This window comes from Chryseobacterium sp. D764, assembly GCF_019317325.1.
Lineage (GTDB): Bacteria > Bacteroidota > Bacteroidia > Flavobacteriales > Weeksellaceae > Chryseobacterium.
On the sequence record NZ_CP079219.1, the window covers coordinates 4677504 to 4692423 of the forward strand.

Sequence of the window (14920 nt, forward strand, 5' to 3'; positions counted from 1 at the left end):
CAAACAGATGATGAAAGAGGAAATAAGTTCCTTCGTTTTAGAGAATGTCTATAAAGCGGAGGAACGATTAAAAAATGTAGTGGTAAAAACACCTTTAGCTGTCAATAATAATCTGTCAGCTATTTATGAGGCGAATGTCCGTTTCAAAAGAGAAGACCTTCAAAGAGTAAGATCCTATAAGATCAGAGGAGCATACAATAAGATGGCAACAATGTCACCGGAAGAACTTTTAAAAGGAGTGGTGTGTGCCAGTGCCGGAAATCATGCGCAGGGAGTGGCGTTTGCATGTCAGACAATGAAGGTGAAAGGAACTATTTTCATGCCTTTGCCAACACCCGGGCAAAAGCTTGAGCAGGTGAAAATGTTCGGTGGAGAATACATAGACGTTATTTTGTACGGAGATACTTTCGATGCTGCAAAAGATGCTGCGATGAGGTTTTGTAAAGACCATAACAGTGTATTTATTCATCCTTTTGACGATCCGGCAATTATTGAAGGGCAGGCAACAACAGCGCTGGAAATTCTGGAGCAGGCTGAGGGTGTTATTGATTATATTTTTGTTCCGATTGGAGGAGGTGGGCTGGCAGCAGGAATCTGTTCTGTATTCCAACATCTGTCACCACACACAAAAATCATTGGAGTAGAACCTTCAGCGGCAGCAAGTATGAAAAAAGCGCTGGAAAAAGGGAAACCTGTTCTTCTTGAAAAGATAAGCAGGTTTGTAGATGGAGCAGCAGTACAGCAAGTGGGAGATATTACTTTTGAACGCTGCAAAAATATCCTGCATGATATGGCTACGGTGGAGGAGGGACTTGTATGTGAGACCATTTTGTCATTGTATAATAAAGATGCTATTGTTGTAGAACCTGCGGGAGCTCTTTCAGTAGCCGCATTGGAAAAATACAGGGATGAAATAAAAGGTAAAAATGTAGTCTGTATCATCAGCGGAAGTAATAACGATATTACCCGTATGGAAGAAATCAAGGAAAAAGCGTTGCTTTATGCAGGGTTAAAGCATTATTTCCTGGTCAGGTTTCCACAGCGTCCGGGAGCATTGAAAACTTTTGTAATGGATGTGCTGGGACCTGATGATGATATTACCTATTTTGAGTACACCCAGAAAAACTCAAAAGAAAAAGGAATTGCAGTGGTAGGAATTGCTCTGAAACAAAACAAAGATTTCAACCCTTTAATCGATAAGATGAAACAATATGATTTTTTTGTCAACTATCTGAACAATGACCCTTCACTGATGAATTTACTTATTTAATGAACCATTAAGATTGATAAAGCTTTTAAGAATAATGAAAAAAATATCTTCAGATATTTAGTAAGCAGATTACTTTGTTCAAATTCGTTTGAATCTTAACTTTCCTTACAATCTAAATTTTACTTAATGGTTAAATACATATTCAATATTAAATTATTTCGTAATCAATCAGATTCTAAAAACACAATGATGAAAAATAAAAAGCTTCACAATCGGTGAAGCTTTTTATTTTTATCTTTCAAGCGAAAAATTTGAAATTATTTTTGGACGTTCAGCTTCATTCGCTGCTTTCCAGGATGTTCTGTACATCCATTCCGTCATTTTATAAAGCTTTTTGTAATTGATATTTTCTGATTCATCCTGTGGCGTATGATACTGATCATGCAGTACACTGGTGAAAAATATAGCAGGAATGCCGATTTTAGCATAAGGAAGATGATCACTTCTGAAATAGAAATATTCAGCGTGGCTTGGAGAATCCCAATCTTTCAGGTATTTGAATTTTGTACTCTCGTTATTGGCTTCTTCAGCCATTTTTACAAGCTCTTCAGAATTTTTATGAGGAGCATTTCCTCCTAATAAAGCCGCCTCATTATTATCATTTCTTCCAATCATATCACCATTCAATACAGCTACGATTTTCTCTTTTGGAACAACCGGATGTGCTGCGTGCCATCTGGAGCCCAACAATCCTCTTTCTTCAGCTCCATGGAAAACAAACAGGATACTTCTTTTTCCCGGCTGTTTTTTGTAAGCTCTTGCCATCGCCAGCATTGCAACACAGGTGCTTGCATTATCATCGGCACCATTGTAGATGGTATCATTTTTTACAGGATGCCTGATTCCGTCATGATCCTGATGTCCGCTTAGCAAAACATATTCATTTTTAAGAACCGGATCAGTACCTTCTATTTTTCCGATGATATTCACTGATGGATATTTGTAGGTTTCAGTGATCAGGTTCAGAGAAGCTTTAGGATTGTTTTTTACCCATCCTGCATTTTCTCTTTTAATCCATAAAACAGGAATATTATTCGTGATCTTTTCTCTCAATCCTTCTACACCATAGCTTCCTCTTGTCATTTGAGGAAGTACTTCCACCCAGCTTTGTTCTGAGGTATCATCGGTAATGAAGATAATGGCTTTCGCGCCCAATTCAGAAGCTTTATTGTAGTATTTATTTCTTACAAATCCAGGATATCTTCTTACAAAAAGAGTCATATCTTTTGAGATATTTTTGTCTGAAGCGTTTACAGCAAGTACTTTTCCTTGAATATTTAATTTAGCAAGATCTTCAGGTTCTGCGTTTCCGGCATATACAATTTCGGCATCTATAGAAGCATTCACAGGTTCAGCAACAAGGAAATCTTTCCATAGTTTCAAACTGTTGTCTCCAATTTTCAGGCTGCTTTGAGGGATAACCTGATGTCTGTACATATCAAAAAACTGGAAAAAAGTTCCGTTATCACCTGCGGGTTTCATTCCGGCTTCTTTTGCTTTGTCAGCAAGCCACATAGAAACTTTTAATTCATCCAGCGTTCCTGCTTCACGACCCCAGAACTGATCTGCGGCAAGCTGATACATATCGGTACGAAGATCAGCTTCTTTGATGGCAGAAACCAAAGGTTTTTTATAATTCTGAGCATTTCCAATGGTAAACAGGAAAAGACTTAGCAGAGAAAAAACATAATTTTTATTCATAGAAACTTTTAATCAAAGTTAGCTAATTTCTCTGAAAACTGTTTTGAAAATTCCTTTCTGTCTTCTTCCAGTTTTTCCTTTGTAGAAGCTAAAATGTAAGTGAAAAGGATCTTGTCTTCATTGTCTAAAAAGATAATTTCCTTTTCATTCCCATCGATCATCTGTGAGAAAATTTCCCACATCGGAGTGTCTTTTAATTTTAATAATTCAAAAAACTGTTCTGCTTTGATTTCGATTTTCTGCATGCTCTTTTTTATATATTATCGTTGAATATTTCTGAATTCTGGTTCAAAAATAAAGATTTTGTATTTTATGGGGTATTAAAACTCGAGAAACTTCAGTTTAAACTGGATAGCAAAATTTTCTCTGAAATGTGGTGTTGCATAATAACCCACTCTGTAGAATAAACCTAGATTAAAATAACTGGAAAGGAAATTATTCCATTCCAAGCCTACTTCCTGATACAGATGATCCAGCTTTCTGAACTTAAACTGATGGTATTCCGGATGTTTCATATCTCCGATAGTTCCTCTCAGAACAAAATCAAAGCTGGAAACATTGTGTCCGAAACTCTTGAAATACAAGGGAAGCTTGTGAGTGAAGTAATATGCAATAAACCTATCATTATAATATTTTCCTCCCTCCAAGGTAGCAAATCCAAGGTAAGAGGTAAGGTTGAAATTGAAATCTTTACCAGGGGAAGCAAGTCCGTTCATCGTAAAGTTTTTCCAGATTGGCGCTTCACCCAAAACGGCACCTCCGTACAGTCTGAAACCAGTAGTCCCGATGGGAGTCTTAAAATTATGAACAAAAAGAGCATCAAAACGGGAATAATTAAAGTTCCCCTGCAGCAGTTTGTAGCTCTGCTCATAATTAAAATACAACTCAGGATATTTCTGGTCGATCAGAGATTTTCCCTGAGGAGTCATAATATTGGTAGAATTCGGAGAATATTTTAAGGTAAAAAGTGTATTGAAATTTCTGTATGAAGTCCCTCTGTCTCTGAACTGGTAATCAAATTCTGCAGCTTCCGTATTTCGTCTTACAGCAAGAGCAAGGGTAAGACCGTTGGTCACGTCATTCATATACGATAAAGAGGCTCCTTTGAAATGGAAATATTTATCATTATTCAGGTTATTTCCAAAATTCATCGTTCTCATTTTGAAATTCCAGAGCTTTCTGTTGAACTCTCCTGATGCTGTTACGTCATCATATACCTCAAATCGGAAAATTGAATTTTTTTCCAGCGAGGTTTTCATATCAAGACCCATTCCGTATTTCCACCTTCTGTCTTTTACCCCGTATGCAAAATAATAGTCTGGTGAAAAATAAGGGTTGAAATTTTCATTAAGTTTGGCCTTTAAACCTAATCTGAAGCCTTCATAAGAGTTATAATTGACAATTTCATCCACCGCGAAATCTACAGAGCCTACTCTGATTTGCCCGTTCAGTAATCCGGATAAGATCTGCGCCTTTCTGTCAATTTTATATTTTTTACCTAAACTATCAATGGTCTTATAGGTATTTTGTTCTCTTTCAGTAAGAGGCTCTGTTCTGTACCGGTCCAGAGAATGGCCGTCAATATTTTTTACAGAGAAGGTATAGCCTTTGAAATCTTTGGGATTCTCTTCGATAGGAGCTTCGAAATCAAAATATTTTGAGGTAAGAAAAGCGTAGGTTCCAAAACTTTTTTTTGTTTTCTTATCGTCAGCATGCTCTTTGTCGTCCATCGCCATTTTACCCATTTTAAGCTTGGTTTTTTCATGGGCAAGAAACCATTTGTTATTATAGAATACCCATGTGCTGGTGATGATCCCGTCGTTTTTATTTTTACTGAAATTTTCTATCTTTTTGATTCCGTAGGTTTCCGTATCTACATAAATAGCACCGTTATACTTTCGCTTTCTGTCCGGCTTTTTGTAATTGACTTCACGGAAACGGATCACAAAGTTTTTTCTCCCGTCAAGAGTAACGGTATCCGAAAGAAAGAATCTGTACAATCCTCTGTTCTCCGGCTTCACCTGCTCAGGAACAATATCCCTGTTACTTTGCTGGAGCGCAATCATTTCATAAATAGGCTGCTTCAGACCGGAAATTCTGTTGTCCAGAATATTGATCTTTTCACCATATTTTTTGGAATATAAAAACTCCTGTGCCCTTTCCCAGAGAAAGAGTTTGCTTTTTGAAAATACTTTTCTTGCGGAAATATTATTCAGTGAGTCTTTTTCTCTTTTTTTCTTGAAAATGTTTAAATCATTGAAATACTGATTAAACTGTGAAAGGCTGTCCTCATCAATATCCAGAGATATTTTTTCATAGGATTTATAAGAATAGGAACCTAAGCTTTTTGGAGAGTTTTCGTTAAAAAGTTTATTCACTTTTTTCAGAATTTCCAGAGCCCGGGGATCACTTTTATCTTCAATAACTACAGCTTCAATGCTGGTGGTTTTTGAAGATTTTTTGATGAGGGAAATTTCCATACTGCTCTCCACTGATATCGTTTCTTTCTGGTAAGAATCGGCGTCAATATCAATGTTTTTGCATTCTGTTTTAAATTCCAAAACGCCCTGTTGATTGGTGTATCCAATGATTGTGTTATCACATGACACTTTTGCATTAAAAACAGGCTTTTGACTGGCGTCATCCACAATCTTAATTTTTGATTGTGAATACCCCAAAAAGCTGAGTAAAAAAAATAATAACAGTAAAGCCCTTTTCATGTATAAAAACTAGTTCAAAATTAATGATATTTATTGTTCTGGAAAAGTTTTTAACATAGTATAACATTGATTTAATCTAATGTTTTTATGGACTTTGCGCCTTATAAAATTAAATGATGAGGACGCTTAGATAGTCTTTCTGCATTTCCTGGAAATTTCCAATAAAAAAACTCCTGAATCTGGTTTGTTCAAGAATTTTTTGATCAGTTGTTATTTTATGATGGCTTATTGATCATCTAAAGTCTTCATAAATTCAATAATATCATTTATTTCCTTATCGGTAAGCTGCAACGGAGTATCAGAAAGTGTTTGGTTTTCTACTTTGAATCCAAAAGCCTTTCCACCGCCTTTGTTATAGAAATTCATTACTTCTTTCAATGTTTTGTATCCTCCGTTGTGCATATAAGGAGCTGTTTTATTGATGTTTCTAAGGGTTGGTGTTTTGAAGGAATGTTGTAATGAAGGTACTGTTTCATGAAACTTTCCTCTTCCCGGATCATTGTCAAATGTTTTATTTTCTCCATTGATTGCAGCTCCTAAAACCTCCTGTTCGGTTTTCTTGAAATTGGGAGGAACTGTACCATTAAATAAAGGAACAAAATGGCATATTGCACATTGGGCTTTTCCAACAAAAAGATTGAAACCTCGCTTCTGGCTTTCCGTCATTGCTGACTTATTTCCTCTCATATAATCATCAAAAGCAGAATTGAATGTTGACAAAGAACGAATATAACTTGCCAGTACGTTCTGAAGCTGCCATACCTCTGTTTTTGGAGAATGATAAATCTTTTTAAAGGACGCCTGATAGTTTTTATCCTGATTTATTTTTGCCAGAATCACATTCAGGTCACCATGCATTTCTTCTTTATTGGAGATCACATCTGAACTCTGCCCTTCAAGATCATCCTTTCTCATATCCCAAAACTGGCCATGCTGGTATCCTGCATAGTTGAGAGAAGGCGCATTTCTTGCCAGTTCTGAGTTTTCAAGGGACATCGACCTGGCAAGCCCGTCAGTAAATGCTTTCTCAGGAATATGACAGGTGGAACAGCTTCTGTTGTTGCTGTTGGAAAGAATTTTATCATTAAAAAGCTGATGACCAAGAGCTGCCTTTTCTTCGGAGAATGCATATTCTTTCCCAGGAGTAAAGGCATTGGGATTGAAGGCATTTTTAGCAAAAAAAGTAGCCGTATTTTTGTTCAGAGCAGTGGTTACTTCAACATCCGGAATCTTCTCCTGATTTTTAAAATCCAGCATCAAAGCAGTAATCTTATTAAGATGATCAGAGATAAAGCTCACATAATCAAACGTATTTTTGTCTGTGTTTCTTTTCAGGATTCCAATGGCTGAATTGATTTCTGCAATGATTCTTTTTAATGCTTTGTCTTTCGAACGTTCCGTGGAAATTTGTTCCAATGTCTCCTTGATACCTTCCAGCGAAGAAGGCATTTCCTGTAAAAATATTCCGGAAACAGGAGTGTCAAAACCTGCAATTCCTAAGCTGGAAATTCTGAAAGCTTCCTGTCTTAACGCATCAAAAACCTGATCTTTACTGATGGTAATTACCTGAAAGTTGGTGGCTATCGTATTGCTTTTATTGATAAGTTTATTGAGCATTCTGATCACTTCATCTTTATTCCCCTTATCATACGGATAGAACATCTCTTCCAAAACCTGCAGTCCTTCGGGTTCTATTTCTGTATGCTCATCCATTTCTATTTCAGGAAGGGCAGGACCGTTGATAAACCTAGCAGAGTGGGGTAGGAAGTATTCTATAGCCCATTCCATTTTTTTGTATGTTTTTCTGATGTCTTGAAATTTTTCCTGAAGAAGTTTTTCATCAGAATTTGCAGCAACAAGGGCTTTCAGTTCACTGATCTGTTTTTCAAAATCATTGTTGGTTTTGATAATCCTGTTTTTTACAGAACCAAGATCTTCGTATACAGGCTGCTGCTTATCATTCTTACAGCAATAGAGTGTAAAGAGTGCTGCTGCACAGTATAAGAAAAGAAGAATCGGGTATTTTGAAAGTTTATTCATAGGTATGAAAAAGTATCAACAGAAATTTTCTATTGATACTTTAATTTGATATGAAGGAATTAAAACTATTTTTCTACGTTTCTGATGATTACAATCTGTCCACCTTCTTTATTGGTGTTGATTCCGGAACCGTCAGGGTTTTTAAATTTGTCCAGCTGCCATGTGTGTGAGTGGATATTGACAGAGAAGGTATTAGGAACTCCGATGATATCAGAAATATCAACCATTGCTCCGAATTCCCAAGAACCGAATTTCTGCAGATCCCCTGATTGGTTGTAAGCAGTCTGCCATGCAGAATCACTTCTGTTATGTTTCATGTTCAACCATGGTTTATATTGCTTTGTAGCAATATTTAGTTGCCAGATATAAGAATCGTGGTTTGCATTTTTATAGTAAGAATCTCCGTCTTCCTGGATGTATACAAAGTTCTCAGTAACACATAAGTTATCAGGATTGATCAGATTATTTCCTGGGTTAGAATCTCCTTCAGCAACAACTTCTAATTTTCCTGTCATCATATTGTTGGAGTTCAGAACAAGCTTGTAAACTCTCCCCCACATTGTTAATCCTGCTTTCGGATTCACACCGTCAGAAGATTCTCCGGTAGCGGTAAAGTAAATTTCTCTTCCTTTTCCAGCTCCTTTTCTATAATCCACATCTTCCACTCTTGAAAAACGGATGGCGTTATTATCAATGTTTTTCTGATTTATCTGAGCGCCTGTAAGATTTTTGGCGTTAGGAATTTCTACAAATTCTACATCGTAGCTGCTTCCTTTCGTCATATCCGTTTCAGTATAGTTGTTGTTTGTTCTTTTTAAAGAATACAACTTACCATTATCCAAATCACCCTGAGTATCGGCTACATACATGATCAATTGTCCTGCAGACTGATGAGAAGATGAATAAGACTGGTCTTCCCCGATGATGATATAAGATTTTCCATTAGAAACATCTTTTGGAAGTGGAACTGCATTTTCCATTGAAGCTTTTCCTAAAGCTGGTTTTACTCTTGTTTTATCTGCTGCCTGAGATACCGGCGCCAGAGGGTTTAAAGCATGAACCATACTTTCTTCACCAGATTCTCCGGCAGTAAGAAAGGCACTGAAACCATGAGTTTCAGGAGTTGCCAGTGTAGCGGAACATAATCTCGTCATTCCTCCGGTTCCGTTTAAAATATACTCTCCTTTTACAGGCTTAAATGTTTTATCCAGATATACTCTTGATACAGACTGTTTGATCTCATGATTGGTGATCATCAGGTAGCCGTCAGAGTTGGGATCTTTCATAATTCCCATTCCATCCGGCTGACCTCCAAAAACAAAGTCAGGAGAACCTGGAAGTACATCAGAGCTGGAAATAAGGGTGGTAATATTTAAATTTTCAAAACCTTGCATTCCATAAACGAAAGCAGGCTCTTTAGAAAAATTTTCAATCTTTATTTTGTCATTGGCTGGGGTGTTGGAATCCCCGTTATTGTCATCATTACAGCCTTGAAAAACAATAGCTGCAAGGAATAGAGCTCCAATAGTTTTGTTAATTTTCATAATTATATTTTTTGAATTTCGATTACGACAAAACTAGAGGTCTAGTGTTAACTAAGTTTTAAGAAGACAAAACAAATAGTTTAAGATTAGGTAATGATTTGTTAAGGTAAGGTCAATAATTAGAACGGATATAAATAGAGAGATTTTGATGAATATCTGATTAATAAGGAATGGAATATTATAACGCAGAGACGCTAAGACTTTTAGATACCTACTTTTTTCGTTTGCAAAGGTATTCTATTTAGCAAAAAACGCAATCATTTCATGGCTGAGTGTAACGGCCTTTGCAATCGGAAATATTTATGATAGCATGAGTCTTTTTGCGATCCTTAGCGTTAAAAAAATAATGATTAAAACAGAAACAGGCTGTCTCAAAAATGAAACAGCCTGTTCTAAAATTTATAATAGGTATTCTATTCTTATATATTCAAAGCTTTCTGGTAAGCATTTTCCAGACCTTCAAGGTTTTTACCACCTGCTGTTGCAAAACCCGGGTTTCCGCCGCCACCGCCTTGGATTTCTTTTGCAAGATCTTTTACGATAGCTCCTGCCTGATAATCTGCAGCCAGATCATCAGAAACTCCAACGGTGATCATTGGTTTGCCGTCTGCATCAGAAAGGATAATCGTTACCGAAGTAGGAATTTCTCTCTTCAACTGGAATACGATGTCTTTTACAGAACCTGCATCCAGAGAAGTTTTCTTTACTAAAAGCTGCTTGTTGCCTTTTTGCTCATAAGCATTCTTCCATTCACCGATTTCTCCTTTTGCTTTTTCCTTTTTAAGAGCATCTACTTCAGCTTTCAATGAAGCATTTTCTTCGATGAGTTTTTCGATAGATCTTACAACATCTTTGGACTTTAGCAGTTGAGAAAGTTCAGTGATCTGTTTTTCAAGATTGTTGAAATATTCTTCTGATTTATCTCCTGAAATAGCCTCAATTCTTCTGATTCCAGCTGCTGCAGAACCTTCGGAAGTGATTTTGAAATGACCGATTTCGCTGGTGTTTTTCACGTGAGTTCCTCCACAAAGTTCTTTTGAACTTCCGAATTGAATCATTCTCACACTGTCACCATATTTTTCACCAAATAAAGCCATTGCTCCTTTCTCCAAAGCTTCCTGAATCGGAATATTTCTGAATTCCTGTAACGCAATACTTTCTTTGATCTTTTTGTTTACTTTTTCTTCAATTAATGCCAATTCTTCCTCAGTCATTTTGTTGAAATGAGAGAAGTCGAAACGAAGATAATCAGGACCTACATAAGAACCTTTCTGTTCTACGTGAGTTCCTAAAACATCTCTTAAAGCCTCATGCAGAAGGTGAGTCACAGAGTGGTTTGCTTGAGAATTTTTTCTGTCAGAAGCATTTACTTTAGCATAGAAAACAGCACCGGCATCTTTCGGAAGTCCACTGATCAACGAAATAATCAATCCGTTTTCTTTTTTGGTTTCCAATACTTCAAAGCTTTCAACAGCATTCTCAAGAACACCTTTATCTCCAACCTGTCCACCTCCTTCAGGGTAGAAAGGAGAGTTACTCAATACTACCTGGTAAAATTCCCCGTCTTTGTTTTCTACCTTTCTGTATCTTGTAATATAGGTTTCAGATTCAGTCTGATCGTATCCTACAAATGTTTCAGGTTTTGATTCAAGGTTTACCCAGTCATATACTTTCTGAGCAGAATCTTGCTGAGAACGCTTTCTTTGCTTTTCTCTTTCAGCTTCGAACCCTTCCTCATCAATGGTTAATCCTTTTTCTTCTGCAATGATTCTTGTTAAATCATCTGGGAATCCATAAGTGTCATACAATTCGAAAACCTCAAGAGTAGGTAAAACTTTTTGATTGTCTGCAATAGTTTGCTGAATTAATTTTTCAACTCGGATTAATCCTGTTTCAATCGTATTTAAGAATGAATCTTCTTCACTTTTGATGACTTCAGTAACCAGTTTTCCCTGCTTTTCAAGCTCTGGGAAGAAAGGCCCCATTTGTTCCTGAAGAACTGCTACAAGTTTATAAAGGAAAGGTTCTTTCATCCCTAAAAATCTGTAAGAATAAGAAATTCCTCTTCTTAAGATCCTTCTGATTACATAACCCGCACCTCCGCTTGAAGGAAGCTGTCCGTCTGCAATAGCAAAAGAAACCGCTCTGATGTGATCTACCACAACACGGATGGCAATATCTTTTTCGTCTTCTAAAATTCCCGTATATTTTTTACCTGAAAGTTCTTCAACTTTAGAAATAAGCGGTGTGAAAACGTCTGTATCATAGTTGGAAGACTTCCCTTGAAGCGCCATACAAAGACGTTCAAAGCCCATTCCTGTATCTACATGCTGAGCTGGAAGTTTTTCTAACGATTTGTCAGCTTTTCTGTTGAATTCCATGAAAACCAGGTTCCATACTTCTACAACTTGAGGGTGGTCATTATTTACCAGTTCAAGTCCTGAAACCTTAGCTTTTTCCTCTGGTGTTCTCAAGTCAACATGGATTTCTGAACACGGTCCGCATGGTCCGCTTTCACCCATTTCCCAGAAGTTATCTTTTTTATTTCCGTTGATGATTCGGTCTTCTGAAATGTGAGATTTCCAGAAATCATAAGCATCCTGGTCTCTGTCCAGATTTTCAGAAGCATCACCTTCAAAAATCGTTACGTATAAATTTTCTTTTGGAATTCCGTATACTTCAGTCAGTAATTCCCAGGCAAAAGCAATAGCCTCTTTTTTGAAGTAATCCCCGAAAGACCAGTTTCCTAGCATCTCAAACATGGTGTGGTGGTAAGTATCTCTACCTACGTCATCCAGGTCATTGTGCTTCCCTGAAACTCTCAGACACTTTTGTGTATCGGCAATTCTAGGGGCGGTAGGCGTTTTGTAGCCAAGGAAAAAATCCTTGAACTGCGTCATTCCGGAGTTGGAAAACATAAGGGTAGGGTCGTCTTTCAGCACAATAGGAGCTGAAGGAACAATAAGATGCCCTTTACTTTTAAAATAATCTAAAAATTTTTGACGTATCTCTTGTGATGTCATAGTATTGCTTTTGCTTTTTTTAATATCAAATTTTGATAAGATGCAAATTTACTATTTTTAAGCGATTTGTAATAATTTTATGCTATGTTTTGAATGGTGCCCGACTGAGTTTGCCGGATATTTGTTTCTTTTATTACAGACCCTGAGTAAAGCTGTAAGGTTTGTATAGCTAAGAGAAAAGATTCTTATAAGATATCTTCTTGGGAATCAATTTAAATGTTTTATTTTGGAGTAAAGAATTTCCTATGAAATACAGTGTCATATTTTTATTCTTAACCACATTCGTTTATTCCCAAAAAAGAGTGTCAAATACGGATGTCACCAACTTCTGGAAAGCCTATGACCTGGCACAGAAATCTAATGACTCGCTGAAACAGATGGAAATCATGAATTCAGAGTATTTGGAGAAAGCAAGCCCGGCACTTAAAGCATTGATAAAAATGGACACAATGAGTGTTTCAGATTATGTCAAGAGCATTAATAAAATACCAAAGCGTTGGAATAAAGTACGTACACGAACGTTGGAGATAGCGCAGCAGGATTATGATATAGAAAAGCTGTACACGTCTTTTAAAAAGATCTATCCATCATTTCACAGCCCTCAGATTAGCTTTGTGATAGGTACTTTTAACAGAGGTGGAACGACAACCCGTGAATTTATTTTAATAGGAACAGAAGTTACCGCATTGACCTCACTTTCAGATCCGGAAATCAAGCAGTCTACAGAATATAACATTGCTCATGAACTGGTTCATGTACAGCAGGATTATATCAACGGAGTGAATAATGAAGAAGAATATCGTAATCTCGATTTATTAGGCTGGGCTTTAATGGAAGGCTCCTGCGACTTTATTGCTGAAAAGCTTTTGGGAAATCTTCCTCATATTGCATACATAGATTATGGCAGGAATCATGAAGAACAGCTTTGGTCGGAATTTAAAAAGGATATGTACCAATATGATACGGATCAATGGATGTACAATGGAAGTTCTTCTAAGGATAAACCCGCTGATCTTGCCTATTTTGTAGGCTACACAATTTGTAAGAGCTATTATGAAAAGGCTGCAGATAAAAAAGCAGCATTAAAGGAAATCATCAGCATCAATTATTCAAAAAACGAGCATCACGCATTTTTTAAAAAGGCAGGTTATATGAAATAATATACTAAATAAGGTTGGCAATAGAGAAAACGTGAAAATTTTGCAATTTCCCGCTTAACTTATTACCTTCGCTGTGATCTGAGATAAGACAAAAAATCCTTCCCATGACAAAAGATGAAGAATTGAAAAGCTGGATAGAGCAATATTCCGGACCGCTTTTGAAGCGGGCACTGTATGTACTTTCTAATAAAGAAGATGCACAGGATGTTGTTCAGGAAGTTTTTCTTGCGGCATATTCAGCCCATGATTCTTTTGAAGGAAAAAGCAATCCTCTCACCTGGCTGATGGCAATTCTGAACAGGAAAGTTGCAGATTTTTACCGGAAAAAGTATAAATCTGAACCTGATATCAGACTTGATCATTTTTTTGATGGAACAGGCTCATGGAAACAAAATGATGTTTTAAATGACTGGAATGTATCAGGTGGCGGAGATGAACTTTTAGACAGTGCAGACTTTAATAAAACATTGGAGGAATGTATCGAAGAATTGCCCGCCAGATGGAAGATCCTGGTTAAAATGTATTATATCGAAGAAAAAAAAGCACCGGAAGTAAGTCAGGAATTAAATGTTTCTACGACTAATCTTTGGAAGATTTTGCAAAGAAGCCGCATGCAGCTGAGAGAATGTCTGGAGTTTAACTGGTTTTCAAAATCATAAGAAAAAATGATAAGAAGAATACTACATATATTATTTTTACCATGCAGTGAAGCTACTTTACTGATGGAAAAAAGGAATGCCCAATCCATTTCTGCCAGAGAAAACAGGATGCTCAGCATGCATCTGATGATCTGCAAATGGTGCAGAATGTACAATGAAAAGCTGGCACTTCTGGATAAAGTTTTTAAAAAGAAATTTTTTGAACAGGAAACTGAAATTAATGAGTCTGAAATTCAGGATTTTAAAAATAAAATGATCGATAAATTAAATTTCTAAGAAAATTTCTGTCAGGATTTTAAAAAGGCTCCGACTATACTATTGAAAACAATAAAGTATTCAATTAAAATCTTAAAACATGGTCGGAACAGTACAGGAATCTAAAAATCAATTAACCCGGGCCGGGTATTATATCTCCCTCTTCGGAGCAGCTCTTATTTTGCTGTGGATAGGTATTTTCAAATTTACCCCTACAGAAGCAGCCGCCATAAAACCTTTGGTGGAAAACCATTTCTTAACTTTTTTCGTATATAAGATTATGAGCGCCCAGGCAGTGTCAAATCTTATCGGAGTGATAGAAATTATCATTGCATTACTCCTGATATTTAGTGCGAAATTTGCTGTACTGAAGAAGTATGCAGGAATAGGAATGATTGTCACTTTTCTGGTAACCTTAAGCTATTTGTTTACAACACCGGGAATCTGGAAAATAGTGGATGGAGTGCCTGTGACGGATTTCTTTATTTTAAAAGACCTTATGCTTTTAGGATTTGGCTTAATGATCGTTCAAAATAATAAGTAATGAA

The 14920-nt window shown here is 36.7% G+C and carries 11 protein-coding genes; 5 read left to right on the forward strand and 6 right to left on the reverse strand.

The window, feature by feature from the left end; all coding sequences use genetic code 11:
* Positions 1-7: 7 nt before the first annotated feature.
* Positions 8-1270: a threonine ammonia-lyase gene (ilvA, locus tag KYG33_RS21350; RefSeq protein WP_180565812.1), complete on the forward strand. Its 1263-nt coding sequence runs from the start codon at positions 8-10 to the stop codon at positions 1268-1270.
* Positions 1271-1501: 231 nt separating this feature from the next.
* On the opposite strand, the gene KYG33_RS21355 is transcribed toward ilvA, so the two are convergent.
* From KYG33_RS21355 to alaS, 6 genes are all read right to left on the reverse strand, one after another.
* On the reverse strand, positions 1502-2971 hold the full coding sequence (locus KYG33_RS21355) for a M20/M25/M40 family metallo-hydrolase (protein WP_219072380.1): 1470 nt from the start codon (positions 2969-2971) through the stop codon (positions 1502-1504).
* A gap of 8 nt (positions 2972-2979) precedes the next feature.
* Positions 2980-3216: a hypothetical protein gene (locus KYG33_RS21360; protein WP_077415407.1), complete on the reverse strand. Its 237-nt coding sequence runs from the start codon at positions 3214-3216 to the stop codon at positions 2980-2982.
* 75 nt (positions 3217-3291) lie between these two features.
* Positions 3292-5619 (reverse strand): DUF5686 family protein, encoded by a 2328-nt coding sequence (locus KYG33_RS21365; RefSeq protein WP_228408724.1) that lies wholly within the window; start codon positions 5617-5619, stop codon positions 3292-3294.
* Between the two features lie 297 nt (positions 5620-5916).
* Positions 5917-7731, reverse strand: coding sequence for a cytochrome-c peroxidase (locus KYG33_RS21370; protein WP_219072381.1), 1815 nt, complete (start codon positions 7729-7731; stop codon positions 5917-5919).
* 65 nt (positions 7732-7796) lie between these two features.
* Positions 7797-9275 carry an alkaline phosphatase PhoX gene (locus tag KYG33_RS21375; RefSeq protein WP_077415401.1) on the reverse strand — a complete coding sequence of 493 codons (1479 nt, stop codon included), beginning with the start codon at positions 9273-9275 and terminating at the stop codon, positions 7797-7799.
* A gap of 419 nt (positions 9276-9694) precedes the next feature.
* A complete protein-coding gene (gene alaS, locus KYG33_RS21380; RefSeq protein ID WP_077415399.1) occupies positions 9695-12298 on the reverse strand; it encodes an alanine--tRNA ligase in 2604 nt (867 codons plus the stop codon).
* Positions 12299-12543: 245 nt separating this feature from the next.
* On the opposite strand from alaS, the gene KYG33_RS21385 reads away from it, so the two are divergent.
* The 4 genes from KYG33_RS21385 to KYG33_RS21400 all read left to right on the forward strand — a co-directional run bounded on the left by KYG33_RS21385 (position 12544) and on the right by KYG33_RS21400 (position 14916).
* The gene (locus KYG33_RS21385; RefSeq protein ID WP_139348493.1) at positions 12544-13458 is read left to right on the forward strand and encodes a DUF2268 domain-containing putative Zn-dependent protease; all 915 of its coding nucleotides are present in this window, start codon (positions 12544-12546) and stop codon (positions 13456-13458) included.
* A gap of 104 nt (positions 13459-13562) precedes the next feature.
* On the forward strand, positions 13563-14117 hold the full coding sequence (locus KYG33_RS21390; protein WP_219072382.1) for a sigma-70 family RNA polymerase sigma factor: 555 nt from the start codon (positions 13563-13565) through the stop codon (positions 14115-14117).
* A 6-nt stretch (positions 14118-14123) separates the two neighbouring features.
* Entirely contained in the window at positions 14124-14393 is a 270-nt protein-coding gene (locus KYG33_RS21395; RefSeq protein ID WP_219072383.1) for a hypothetical protein, read from the forward strand.
* A gap of 79 nt (positions 14394-14472) precedes the next feature.
* Positions 14473-14916 (forward strand): DUF417 family protein, encoded by a 444-nt coding sequence (locus KYG33_RS21400; protein WP_180565454.1) that lies wholly within the window; start codon positions 14473-14475, stop codon positions 14914-14916.
* The last annotated feature ends 4 nt before the right edge of the window (positions 14917-14920 follow it).

Bases quoted from the DNA above. Each gene is read 5' to 3' on its own strand.
- ilvA (WP_180565812.1), top strand. From the start codon at position 8: ATGATGAAAGAGGAAATAAGTTCCTTCGTTTTAGAGAATGTCTATAAA.
- KYG33_RS21355 (WP_219072380.1), bottom strand. From the start codon at position 2,971: ATGAATAAAAATTATGTTTTTTCTCTGCTAAGTCTTTTCCTGTTTACC.
- KYG33_RS21360 (WP_077415407.1), bottom strand. From the start codon at position 3,216: ATGCAGAAAATCGAAATCAAAGCAGAACAGTTTTTTGAATTATTAAAA.
- KYG33_RS21370 (WP_219072381.1), bottom strand. From the start codon at position 7,731: ATGAATAAACTTTCAAAATACCCGATTCTTCTTTTCTTATACTGTGCA.
- KYG33_RS21375 (WP_077415401.1), bottom strand. From the start codon at position 9,275: ATGAAAATTAACAAAACTATTGGAGCTCTATTCCTTGCAGCTATTGTT.
- alaS (WP_077415399.1), bottom strand. From the start codon at position 12,298: ATGACATCACAAGAGATACGTCAAAAATTTTTAGATTATTTTAAAAGT.
- KYG33_RS21385 (WP_139348493.1), top strand. From the start codon at position 12,544: ATGAAATACAGTGTCATATTTTTATTCTTAACCACATTCGTTTATTCC.
- KYG33_RS21390 (WP_219072382.1), top strand. From the start codon at position 13,563: ATGACAAAAGATGAAGAATTGAAAAGCTGGATAGAGCAATATTCCGGA.
- KYG33_RS21395 (WP_219072383.1), top strand. From the start codon at position 14,124: ATGATAAGAAGAATACTACATATATTATTTTTACCATGCAGTGAAGCT.
- KYG33_RS21400 (WP_180565454.1), top strand. From the start codon at position 14,473: ATGGTCGGAACAGTACAGGAATCTAAAAATCAATTAACCCGGGCCGGG.